Below are 10,676 nucleotides of genomic sequence, written 5' to 3' on the forward strand. Positions count from 1 at the left end.
TGGGAACTCCCGGTCGCCGGAAACGCCTGTCGGCGGGAACTCCCGGTCTCCCCGTGACGCTAGAGAACCCGTCAGGCACCATTCGGTGCGTGACCACTTCTGCCTTCCTCGCCGACTGCCGCGCCCGCCTCGCCTTCGACCTGCTCGCCAACACCTGGAACGCCGTCGTGCTCCGGGCACTGCGCGACGGCCCCCGGCGCCCCGTCGAACTGCGGGAACGGATCGGCGGGATCAGTTCCAAGGTGCTCACGGAGACCCTGCGCCGCCTCCAGTTCAACGGCCTGGTCGACCGCCGGCCGCTGCCCGGCGCCCCGCCCCGCGTCGAGTACCGGCTCACCGAACTGGGCCACAGCTTCCTCGGGCCGATCGAGGCCGTGGGCGCCTGGGCGTTCGAGCACGGCGACGAGGTCATGGCCGCCCAGGAGCGCGGCGGGGCCGCCGCCGGGGACGATGCCGGGGCCGGGAACGATGCCGGGGCCGGAGCCGGGGCGGTGTGACCTCCTCGCTGCACGGCTTCCCGGGCCTTCGCATCCGCCGCGTCCTGGATGTGACGGAACGCCCCGGTTAGGAAGCGGTCGGCAAGGACCCGCCGGTCGGACTCGTGTGTGGCTCCTCGGCTGTCCGGCCTCCCCGGGGACGGTCCAGCGCAGGACGGTGGTCGCACCGACCGGTTCCAGCGCGACCGGGTAGACCTGGCCCGAGGCGCGTTCGCCGCGGTGGCGCACCGAGTGGTCCCCGGGGTCCCAGCCCAGGTGCAGGAGCTGGCATCCGTCGAGCTCGATGCGTCCGGCGAGCAGCGGGCGGGTCCGGCCGGCCCGGTCGAGCAGGTGGAAGTGGCTGTGCGCGTCCACGGAGACCATCAGGCCGGTGCGGGGCCCATTCGCCGGCCGGCCCCGGAGCCGGCCGGCGAACGCGTGGGCTCCGTGCAGCGGGAGGTCGAGCCGCCCGTAGGGCCCCTGCCCGCTGTACTGGGTCGTCCGCTCGCCGCCGAAACGGGCGTGGGCGGCGACCTCGTCCCTCCCCAGTAGGTGACGTCGGCGAGCCCGTCGACGGACTCATCGTTCAGCCCGACGAACGAGTCGAGGGCGCGGGCGTCCCCGAGGACGGTGCCGCACGGTCCACCGGCAGGTCGCCGAGCCGGACCGGCTCCCCGCCGCGGTTGCCCGGCCAGGGCAGGCCGAGGTAGACCGCCAGGACGGAGATCACCGGCCCGTCGTACGAGTCCCGTACCTCGGCCCGTACCGTCAGCGGCCGGTCGGCGGCGTCCGGTACCGCGACCGCCTCGCAGAACCACTCGCTGCTGAGGCCTTCGACAGGCTCGTGCAGGTGGCCGCCACCGGGCTCGGTGGCGGCCACGGCCCGTGCGGACAGCGGATCACCGGTCTCGGACCGGTCGTCGATCCAACCGGCCGGTCCCGCACCGGCGCAGGTGTGCCCGGCGTCCTGAGCGGACAGCACCGGCCCCGCCCTCGGCACCGGCACTCAGCCGGCGAGGAACGGCTCCAGGGCGGCGGCGAGTTCGGTGGGCGCGTCCAGGGCGATGAGGTGGGCGGCGGTGGGGAACTCGACCAGGGTGGCGCCCGGGATCTCGGTGGCGTACCGGCGGGCGATGGCCTGGAAGTCCGGGACCTCCAGCCCGCCGACGCCCACCAGCGTGGGAACGGCGACGGCGGACACCGCGCGGGCCGAGGGGCCCTGCGAGTGCTCGCCCACAACGGACTGGTTGACCAGCGAGGTCCGCATCGGGTCGCGGAGCCGGTCGGCCAGTCCGTCGGCCACGTCCTCCCAGCCGCGGGCCGGACCGCGCAGCCACATGTCGAGGTTCACCCGGACCGCGGCGTCGAAGTCACCGGCCTCCAGCGCGGCGGTCTCGGCCTCGTCGTACGCGACCATGTCGGCGGACCAGTCGTAGCCAGGCCACGGTGCCGCGAGCAGCGCGAGGGAGTGGACGCGGTCCGGGTGGGTGAGCGTGAACTCCACGGCCACCCGGCCGCCCCAGGACGCGCCGACGAGCCGGACCCGGTGGTGGCCGAGGTGGTCGAGGAGCCGGAGCAGGTCGTCGGTCTCCCGGAACGGGCCGGTCGGGGGCGCGGACTCGCCGAAGCCCCGCAGGTCGTACCGGACGACGGTGTGGCGCTCGGCGAGTGCGGGCACGACGTCGTCCCACATCCGGTGGTCGGCGACACCGGCGTGCACGAGGACGACCGGCGGTCCGTCGCCGGAGACGACGTAGGAGAGGTGGCCGAGCTCGTCAGGAAGAGTGATCATCCGCGCATCGTCGCAGCTCGGACCTGTCCGTGGCCAGCCAATTCGGTGCGGGCGGCTACTGCTCGACCGGGCCGGCCGGCGACTCGACGGGCCCGGCCAGGGTCTCGACGGGCCACAGCGGCCACCTCGGCTCCGTGCGGGAGAGGCTCGCCAGTTCCTCGGGCGGTTCGGCGCCCTCGCGCACGGCGGTGAGGTAGCTCCTCGCCTGCTGGGGGCTCAGTTCGGGTGCCTGCCTGCGCAGATGCGCCATCGCGGCGACGGCCCCGGCGGACCGGACCAGGGCGCGGACCTCGGCGGCCAGTGGGTCGGGGCGCCGGACACCCTTGGTCTCGAAGAGGTAGTGCTCCTCCCAGCCTTCGTCGAGGTCCCGGGCGTTGGGGACGAAGTGCAGGCTGCCGTCCTCCCGGTCGACCAGCACATGGCTGCCGCCGCCCCCGAGGCTGAACCGGGCGTCCCTGGTCCGGGCGTAGGCCGCGCTGTCCCAGAATGCCAGCCAGCCGACGCTGTGCTCCTCCACCGCGTAGACGGCCACCTCGGGCGCCGGGCCGTCCCCGGGCCGCTTCATCACGGCCAGGTAGGACTCGACGAGGTCGATCGCTCGCTCCCTGCTGATCACGCTCCCATCGTCCCGGACGGGTCAAGTGCCTTTCCGCGCCCGGGTGCGCACAGGGCGTCGGACGGGCCGACTTCCTGTGCGCACCCGCACCCGCTCCAGCACCAGCATTTACATCCGCGCCTACCTGCGCATCCGCTCAGCGGAACGCGTCGACATGGCGCGCGGCCCAGTCGGCGAAGGACCTCGGGTCGCGGCCCAGCACCTCCCGGACGCCCGGGCCGATCCGCAGTTCGGCCGCGCTCGGGGCGCCGAGGATGTCGAGGGTGTCGTCGGCGAGCTCCACCGGCATGCTCCGGGCCATCGCGGCCCCGGCCTCCGCACGGGAGAGCTCGTGGAACCGCAGCGGCACCCCCAGCGCGGCGGAGAGCGCCGCCGTCTGCCCGCGCGGGCTGATCACCTCCGGGCCGGTCAGCTCGTACACACCCCCGATCTGCCGGTCCTCCAGCAGGCAGGCTGCCGCTACCTCGGCGATGTCCGCCGGGTCGACGACCGGCGTCGCGAGGTCACCGAACGGCGCCGCGACGGTCCGCCCCGTCCGGACGGACTCGGCCCACCACAGCGCGTTGGAGGCGAAGCCGCCGGGCCGCACGATCGCCCACTCCGGGACGGACTCCCGGACGGCGTCCTCCAGCGCGCGCATCGCGATCCGGGTCGCACCGAACGGCCTGGTCACCACACCCTGGGTGGAGAGCAGGACGATCCGCCGGACCCCGGCCGCCGCCGCCCGGCCGACCAGCTCCGCCGGGGCCGTCCCCGGGCCGTGGAGATCGCCCGAGAGCAGCAGGAACAGGGCCTTCGCCCCCGTCAGCACGGGCTCCAGAGCGGCCGGTTCGGCCAGGTCGGCCGTCAGGTGGCGGACGCCGTCCGGCACCGGCGCCGGGTGGCGCGACACCGCCGTCACCCGCTCGCCCGCCTCCGCCAGCGCCCGCGTCAGCGGCCTGCCGATGTTTCCGGTGGCCCCGGTCACCACGATCATGGTCAGCTCCTCGTTCATCGCCCGGTGGGACTGCCGACGCTAGAGCTGCTGGCTTACCGATCGTAAGGACATACCCCGGGGTAAGCTCCGCACATGACGGAAGGTGTGCAGCTGGAACGCGGTGCGACCGGCAAGCGGTATGAGGTGTTTCACACCGACTGTGCGGCGCGCGACACGGTCGACCATGTGACCAGCCGCTGGGGCGTCTGGGTACTGATCGCCCTTGAGAGCAACGACCTGCGGTTCTTCGAACTGCGCGACAGCATCCGGGGCATCAGCGAGAAGATGCTCGCGCAGACCCTGCGGGCGCTGGTCCAGGACGGCCTGGTGTGGCGGGTGGTGGAGCCGACGGCACCACCTCAGGTCACCTACGGGCTGACCGAGTTCGGGCGGGATGTCGGCGAACCCCTGCGGGACCTCCTCGGCCGGATCACCCGCCGGCTCGAACCGTCCTGATCACCGGGGCCGGCCACCGGGGCCGGCCACCGCGGCCGACCGCTGCGGCCGGTCACGCGTCGGCGCCCTCCCGGCGCCGGCCGGACACCCACACGGCCCCGGCCACCAGCAGCGCCGTGCCCAGCGCGTACGCGGGCAGCCACCGGGTGGTCGTCGCCGACAGGCAGTCGTCCACCGCCACCCGGCTCTGCTGCTCCTGCGCGTACGCCAGCGCCCCGGGGTCCACTCCGGCGAGGTCGCCCAGGGCGGCCCGCGCGTGCAGGCTCTCGTACCGGCCCGCCTGCACACAGCTGTCCCGGGTGCCCGGCATCGGGAACAGCCAGTCCCAGCGCTGCAATGCCGGTGCCAGCGCCAACGCCACGCACAGGCCCACGACCAGCGAGTACGCCGCCAGGCTCCAGCCGTACGCCGACGCGCGGCCCGACGCACGGCCCGACACGGGGACCGACGCACGGACCGGGACGCGGCCGAAGGCGAGGACGACCGCGAGCAGCGTCAGCCCCAGGTAGGTGGAGAACCACTGCCAGGAGCCTTCGGCGAGCGAGAACGCCAGGACCACGCCGAGCGCGGTGCCGAGCACCCCCGGATCCGTCCCCCCTGCTGCCTCGCCCCCGCCCGCCCGACCCCCGCCCGCCCCGGGTCCGCCACCGACTCCGCTCACCGCGCCCTCCCGACCGCCTGCCCGCCTGCCCGCTCCGGAGCGACCAGCCTCCCGCCCCGGCCCTCCCCCGGCCCCGCCGACACCGCCGTCTCCGCGCCGACCGGACCGGGCCCCACCCGTACGGATCAGTCGTCACGAATCGGTTGTCACGGATCAGTCGTCGCAGGTCAGTCGACGGCGACCCGGTCGGCCCCGGAGGACGACTCCTCCGGGGCCGACCGCCCGACTTCCCTATCCCACGATCACCAACTCGGCCAGGGCGTCGGCGACCCGGTCGATCGCCCCGCGGACGACCTCCGGCTGGTAGGCGGTGAAGCACAGGCGGAAGTAGCCGGGGGCGGGGCTGTGCATGGTTTCGCCAGGGAGCAGGGTGACCTCGGTGGGGCTGTTGGCGAGGTAGTTGAACAGCCACAGCTCGTCCGGATCGACCCCGCTGTTCTCCGTGAACGGCAGCGGATCGGCGCTGTACGTGCCCTCGGGCGGGCGTTTGCCCAGGTACGAGGTGAGGTCCAGCCAGAAGAACTGGGCCGGGTTGTCGCCCTCGGTGTGCACGAACTCGATGCCCCGGGCGACCAGCCGCTCCTTCACCCGCTCGAAGCTCGCGCTCAGCAGCTCCCGGTAGCGCCGCATCGCGTAGTCGGTGTACAGCTCCGAACCGGTCCCGTTGACCGTGGTCTCCAGGATCGCGCCGAGCACGTAGTGCTTCAGCGAATCGACCGGGGTGAACCACGACATCGGGTGCTTCTTCTCCTCGATGCCCTTCGTTCCGAGCATCGCCCGCTGCACGGGACCGTACTTCGAGACCACGAACCCGGTCCGGAACCCCGACAGCCCGAAGTCCTTGGCGAACCCCCACACCACGTGGATCCGCTCCGGCGCCCGCCGGTACGCGTCCAGGGCGAACGCGTTGGTGAACGGCACCCGCACGCCGTCGACCTGCGAATGACAGTAGATCTCGTCCGAAATGACGTGCATCTCGGTCTCGTCGATCACCCAGCCGTAGATCTCCTCCAGCAGTTCCTTCCCGTAGTTGACGCCCAGCGGGTTGTGCGGGTTGGTCAGCACCAGCAGGCGGGGGAACGCGCCGAAGAGACGGTGGTACTTGAAGTACTCCTCCTTGATCGCGTCCAGGGTCAGCCGGAACCGCTCCGGCCCCTCCGTCGGCAGCCTCACCGGCACGCACTTCAGCTTCGGCCGCTGCTCGAACGACCAGTTGAACCCCTGCCAGTACGGCGCCGGCAGCAGGACGGCGTCCCCCTCCACCAGCGGCGGCGGGCCGATCTCCCCCGGGTTCGGCGGGTCCTGGAGCGCGAACGCCAGACACTCCAGCGCCGAACCGACGCCGCCGGTGCCGAACACGTCACCCGCCTCGACCGGGACCTTGAAGGCCTTGCTCAGCAGCGTCGCGACCTCGTTCCGCAGATCCGGGCTGCCGTACGCGGACATGTAGTGGATGTAGCCCTCCGGCAGCAGCGCGGTGTGGTCGAACACCATCTTCTGCATCGAGTCCTCGTAGACGAGGACGTTCTCCGCGACGGACAGGTCGACGGCCGTGTCCGGGGCCAGGTGGCGGCGGTAGTAGGCGAGGGCCTGCTCGAAGTCGGGGATCCGCGCGAGCAGTTCGGCGGATTCGGTCGGGCCGGTCGAAACGGTCATGGTGAAGGGGCTCACTTCCGGGGAGGGCATGGCGGAACCAGGGTGGTTCGCATACATACGCCGTCAGCGCACCACGCTCCCGAGGGCCGTGCCAGTCGTCCGCGCCCATCCGGCGACGGCGCGGCCCCACCACGTGCGTCAGTCGTCCGCCAAGGGCTTGACCCAGCGCGTCCACTGCGACTGCGGCCCGTACCCGGCCCCCCGCCAGGTCCGGTGGCCCAGGGCGTTCCCGTCCAGCACCATGGCGTCCGCCCGACGTCCGCCCAGGGCCGCGAAGCGCTCCTCGGCTGCCGCCAGCAGTGCCGCGCCGATGCCGCGCCGCCGGTGCTCCGGGTCGACGGCGAGGCGGTAGAGGTGGCAGCGCCAGCCGTCCCAGCCGGCGATGACGGTGCCCAGCAGCACGGCCGGCTCGTCCGCCCGGACGGCCACCAGCAGGCAGTCCGGGTCGCGGGCGAGCAGGGCGGCCACCCCGTCGGCGTCGTCGGTGATGCTGGTGCCCTTGGCGGCGCGGGCCCACAGCGCGAGCACGGCCGGGACCTCCTCGGGGCCGGCGGTGCGCAGAATGAAGTCGATCATGAGCGACTGTCTACCAGGACCGGCCACCGTCCGACCGTGAATTCCAGGAGCCGGACGGGTCGGCCGGACGGGTCGGCCGGACGGGTCGGGCCAGTCGGCCGGACGGGTCAGTCGCCCGCCAGCTCCCACACCGTCGTGGTCTTCAGCGCCGTGTCCTCCAGGTCCGCCACCACCGGGACTTCGTACGCCGCCAGCGCGGTGAACCGTTCGCGCGGCAGGTAGGCGCGGCCGGGGTCGCCGACGATCACCAGCGCGCCCCGGGCCCTGGCCCGGAGCAGGAACGGCAGGAACCGGGCCGCCATCGCCCGCTCGTAGAAGACGTCCCCGGCCAGCACCACCTCGGCCGGCCCGCCGTCGCCGTCCAGCAGGTCCTCGACCGCCGCGTCCACCCGGACGCCGTTCGCCGCCGCGTTGACGCTGATCGCCGCGACCGCGTAGGCGTCGATCTCGGCCGCCCGCACCGACCGGGCACCGCGCAGCGCCGCCGCGATACCCACCAGGCCGGAGCCGGCCGCGAGGTCCAGCACCGACCGTCCGGCCACCAGTTCCGGGTGGTCCAGCACGTACCGGGCCACCCCGACGCCGCCCGCCCAGGCGAAGGCCCAGAACGGCGGCGGCAGGCCGCGTTCGCCCCGCGCCGTCTCGGTGGTCTCCCACAGGGCGATGGCGTCCTCGGCCATGTGCAGGCGCACCTCCGGCACGAAGGGCACCGGGGCGATGCCGGTCTGCGCGCGTACGAAGTCCTCGTCCGACCGCATGGCGGCCCCCGAACCCGCCGGGTGTGTCTCGCTCAGCATGCCGAGCAGCATACGGGCCCTGAGCAGGTGCTCCTCACACTCGCGAGCCGACCTGGACCCGACCGGGACCCGGGCGGGACCCGGGCGCGACCCGGGCACGAAGCTACCGCGAACCCGCCGCCGCCACAGGCCCGTTGACCCCGGCTCGACTCGGCCGAATCCCGACCCCGGGACGGCACGCCGGGCGGGTAGGTTCTCCCCGGAGCCGGTGTGCGGCCGGCCGGGAGCGGGGGGCACGGTGTCGGACAAGGTGCTGGCGGGCCGCGCGGCGGTCGTCACGGGCGGCTCGCGCGGGATCGGCCGGGCCGTGGTGGAGCGGCTCGCCGCGGACGGCGCGGACGTGGTGTTCGGGTACGCGCACGACGACGAGGCGGCGGCCGAGGTGGTCCGCGCGGTGGCCGCGAACGGTGCCGCCGGGGCCGGGCGGGTGTACGCGGTCCGGGCCGACCTCGGCACGCCGGAGGGCCCGGAGCGGCTGATGGCGGCCGCCGAGGAGGAGCTCGGCGGGCTGGACATCCTCGTCAACAACGCGGCCCGCGCCGTCACCCGGGTCCCGCTCGCCGAGACCGACCCGGCGGACTTCGACGCCACCATGGCCGTCAACGCCCGCGCGGTGTTCCTGACCCTCCGCTACGCGGCGCGGCGGATGCGCGACGGCGGCCGGATCGTCAACATCTCCTCCCTCAACACCCGCCGCCCGATGCCGGGGCTCGCCGCCTACCTGGCCGGCAAGGGGGCGCTGGAGCAGCTGACCGAGGCCGCCGCGGTGGAGCTGGGGCCGCGCGGGATCACCGCCAACACCGTCTCCCCCGGGCCGACCGAGACCGGGATGCTGCGGTCCGTCAATCCCCCGCACGCGCTGGAGACGGTGGCCGGGCTGACCCCGCTGCGGCGGCTCGGGCAGCCGGCCGACGTCGCGGACGTGGTGGCGTTCCTGGTCGGTCCGGACGCGCGGTGGGTCTCCGGGCAGAACCTCGGGGCGACCGGCGGCCTGCGCTGAGCCCTGCGGCGTGCGCCGAGCCCACGCCGAGCCGCTGAGCCCCGGCGGCCCGCGCTGACCGGCGGGCCGCGCCCCACCGGACCGGCCTCCGCGAGGGCCCGGTGGAGCCCGGATCACGCACCGCCACCCGGTGCGTACCATTTCGATACCGAAGCCGGGATGAGCTGGGAGGATGCTCGCCGCTCGGCCCCGGGCCCCGGTAGCATCCGGCACAGGCCGTCCGGCCCGGCGCAGGCGCCGCAGCGCCGCCGTGCCGGTCCGCCGGGCGGCGGACACCCGCGGGCCCTCCGGGGGTGGCCTCCGGCACCACAGCCCGGTGGCCCCGGCCGGCCGTGCCCGCGTCCACGGCACGCGCGCCAGGGCAGTCGCGCGGAACGGCGAAGGGCAGCGTCTTGGCGGATCGACTCACCGGTGGCGACTCCTCACTACTGCGGCGGATCAACGCGGCGGTGACCCTCCGGGCACTGCGCGAGGGCCACGCGGTGACCCTGACCCAACTGGTCGGCGACACCGGGCTCTCCCGTCCGACGGTCGAGGGCGTGATCGAGGGGCTGGTGGAGACCGGGCTGGTCGCCGAGGTCGACCAGCCGCCGCAACCGGACGGCCAGCCCGGCGCCGGGCGGCGCGGACGGCCGGCCCGCTGGTTCCGGTTCCGGGCCGAGGCCGGACACATCCTCGGCATCGAGATCGGCGTCCACGACATCCGGGTCATCCTCGCCGACCTGGCCGGCGTGGTGGTGGGCAGCCACTTCAGGCCCGTCGAGGAGACCCTGGACGCGGAGGAACGGCTCACCGCCGTCCGGTCGGTGGTCGCCGAGGTGCTGCGCAAGGCGGGCGTCTCCCGGGACAACCTGTGGGCGGTCGGCGTCGGCACGCCGGGCATCGTCGACCGGGACGGCACGGTGCAGCTGGGCACCGCGATGGCCGGCTGGACCGGCCTGGACCTGGGCGCCCGGCTGCGGCGCTCGTTCCGCTGCCCGGTGATGATCGAGAACGACGCCAACCTCGCCGCGATCGCCGAGCACTGGCAGGGCGCGGCGGTCGGCGCCGACGACGTGGTGTTCGTGATGGCGGGCCTCAGCCCGGGCGCCGGCTCGCTCATCAACGGCCGCCTGCACCGCGGCTTCGGGGGCGCGGCCGGCGAGATCGGCGCCCTGCACCTGCTCGGCCAGGAGGTGACGCCGGAGCGGCTGCTCTCCACCACCGGCAAGCCGCTCAACCCGCTGGACGAGGCGGCGGTGGCCCGGGTGCTGAAACTCGCCCGCGAGGGCGACGAGGTGGCGCAGGTCGCCACCGACCGGTTCCTGACCCGCCTGGTCCAGAGCGTCGCCGCGCTCGTCCTGGCCATCGACCCGCAACTGGTGGTCGTCGGCGGCTGGGCCGCGGGCCTGGACGGCGTCCTCGACCCGCTGCGCGAGCGCCTCGCCAGCTTCACCCTGCGCGCCCCCGAGGTCGCCCTCGCCGCCCTCGGCTCCGAGGTGGTCGCCATGGGCGCCCTCCGGGTCGCCCTCGACCAGGTCGAGGAGCAGCTCTTCGCCGTCAACCCCCCGACGGCCGAGCCGGCTTCGCCCCGGCCCTGAGCGCTGCGGGCGGCCTTCGCGGGCCGCCGACCACCGCCTCCCGGTCGATCTCGGCGGTCCGCCCGGTCCGGGGGGGGCGGCGGGGGCGGG

The 10,676-nt window shown here is 74.4% G+C and carries 12 protein-coding genes; 4 read left to right on the top strand and 8 right to left on the bottom strand.

Going from position 1 to position 10,676, the window contains the following annotated elements:
- Positions 1-89 precede the first annotated feature (89 nt).
- Positions 90-497 carry a helix-turn-helix domain-containing protein gene (locus SM793_RS29065; protein WP_320441276.1) on the top strand — a complete coding sequence of 136 codons (408 nt, stop codon included), beginning with the start codon at positions 90-92 and terminating at the stop codon, positions 495-497.
- A gap of 565 nt (positions 498-1,062) precedes the next feature.
- Here the strand turns inward: SM793_RS29065 and SM793_RS29070 are convergent.
- The 4 genes from SM793_RS29070 to SM793_RS29085 form a co-directional block, all read right to left on the bottom strand.
- Positions 1,063-1,458, bottom strand: coding sequence for a hypothetical protein (locus SM793_RS29070; RefSeq protein WP_320441277.1), 396 nt, complete (start codon positions 1,456-1,458; stop codon positions 1,063-1,065).
- A 24-nt stretch (positions 1,459-1,482) separates the two neighbouring features.
- Positions 1,483-2,268: an alpha/beta hydrolase gene (locus SM793_RS29075; protein ID WP_320441278.1), complete on the bottom strand. Its 786-nt coding sequence runs from the start codon at positions 2,266-2,268 to the stop codon at positions 1,483-1,485.
- Positions 2,269-2,323: 55 nt separating this feature from the next.
- Entirely contained in the window at positions 2,324-2,884 is a 561-nt protein-coding gene (locus SM793_RS29080; protein WP_320441279.1) for a YrhB domain-containing protein, read from the bottom strand.
- A 136-nt stretch (positions 2,885-3,020) separates the two neighbouring features.
- Complete coding sequence (locus tag SM793_RS29085) at positions 3,021-3,860, bottom strand: SDR family oxidoreductase (RefSeq protein WP_320441290.1); 840 nt, start codon at positions 3,858-3,860, stop codon at positions 3,021-3,023.
- A 93-nt stretch (positions 3,861-3,953) separates the two neighbouring features.
- Here SM793_RS29085 and SM793_RS29090 point away from each other — a divergent pair, with 93 nt between their 5' ends.
- The gene (locus SM793_RS29090) at positions 3,954-4,316 is read left to right on the top strand and encodes a helix-turn-helix domain-containing protein (protein WP_320441280.1); all 363 of its coding nucleotides are present in this window, start codon (positions 3,954-3,956) and stop codon (positions 4,314-4,316) included.
- 52 nt (positions 4,317-4,368) lie between these two features.
- On the opposite strand, the gene SM793_RS29095 is transcribed toward SM793_RS29090, so the two are convergent.
- The 4 genes from SM793_RS29095 to SM793_RS29110 form a co-directional block, all read right to left on the bottom strand.
- Positions 4,369-4,896, bottom strand: coding sequence for a hypothetical protein (locus SM793_RS29095; protein WP_320441281.1), 528 nt, complete (start codon positions 4,894-4,896; stop codon positions 4,369-4,371).
- 312 nt (positions 4,897-5,208) lie between these two features.
- Positions 5,209-6,633 (bottom strand): aminotransferase class I/II-fold pyridoxal phosphate-dependent enzyme, encoded by a 1,425-nt coding sequence (locus tag SM793_RS29100; RefSeq protein ID WP_320441282.1) that lies wholly within the window; start codon positions 6,631-6,633, stop codon positions 5,209-5,211.
- A 138-nt stretch (positions 6,634-6,771) separates the two neighbouring features.
- Positions 6,772-7,209, bottom strand: coding sequence for a GNAT family N-acetyltransferase (locus tag SM793_RS29105; protein WP_320441283.1), 438 nt, complete (start codon positions 7,207-7,209; stop codon positions 6,772-6,774).
- Between the two features lie 107 nt (positions 7,210-7,316).
- Positions 7,317-8,006 (bottom strand): class I SAM-dependent methyltransferase, encoded by a 690-nt coding sequence (locus SM793_RS29110; protein ID WP_320441284.1) that lies wholly within the window; start codon positions 8,004-8,006, stop codon positions 7,317-7,319.
- A 238-nt stretch (positions 8,007-8,244) separates the two neighbouring features.
- On the opposite strand from SM793_RS29110, the gene SM793_RS29115 reads away from it, so the two are divergent.
- Both SM793_RS29115 and SM793_RS29120 read left to right on the top strand, forming a co-directional pair.
- A complete protein-coding gene (locus SM793_RS29115) occupies positions 8,245-9,006 on the top strand; it encodes an SDR family oxidoreductase (RefSeq protein WP_320441285.1) in 762 nt (253 codons plus the stop codon).
- A gap of 392 nt (positions 9,007-9,398) precedes the next feature.
- Positions 9,399-10,586, top strand: coding sequence for an ROK family protein (locus SM793_RS29120; protein WP_320441286.1), 1,188 nt, complete (start codon positions 9,399-9,401; stop codon positions 10,584-10,586).
- Positions 10,587-10,676 lie beyond the last annotated feature (90 nt).

Origin of the sequence: Kitasatospora purpeofusca (assembly GCF_034043715.1) — a bacterium.
Taxonomy (GTDB): Bacteria; Actinomycetota; Actinomycetes; order Streptomycetales; family Streptomycetaceae; genus Kitasatospora; species Kitasatospora purpeofusca_A.

Excerpts from the sequence above, each read along its gene's own strand:
- SM793_RS29110 (WP_320441284.1), bottom strand. The coding sequence starts at position 8,006 with ATGCTGAGCGAGACACACCCGGCGGGTTCGGGGGCCGCCATGCGGTCG.
- SM793_RS29075 (WP_320441278.1), bottom strand. The coding sequence starts at position 2,268 with ATGATCACTCTTCCTGACGAGCTCGGCCACCTCTCCTACGTCGTCTCC.
- SM793_RS29085 (WP_320441290.1), bottom strand. The coding sequence starts at position 3,860 with ATGATCGTGGTGACCGGGGCCACCGGAAACATCGGCAGGCCGCTGACG.
- SM793_RS29100 (WP_320441282.1), bottom strand. The coding sequence starts at position 6,633 with ATGACCGTTTCGACCGGCCCGACCGAATCCGCCGAACTGCTCGCGCGG.
- SM793_RS29105 (WP_320441283.1), bottom strand. The coding sequence starts at position 7,209 with ATGATCGACTTCATTCTGCGCACCGCCGGCCCCGAGGAGGTCCCGGCC.
- SM793_RS29090 (WP_320441280.1), top strand. The coding sequence starts at position 3,954 with ATGACGGAAGGTGTGCAGCTGGAACGCGGTGCGACCGGCAAGCGGTAT.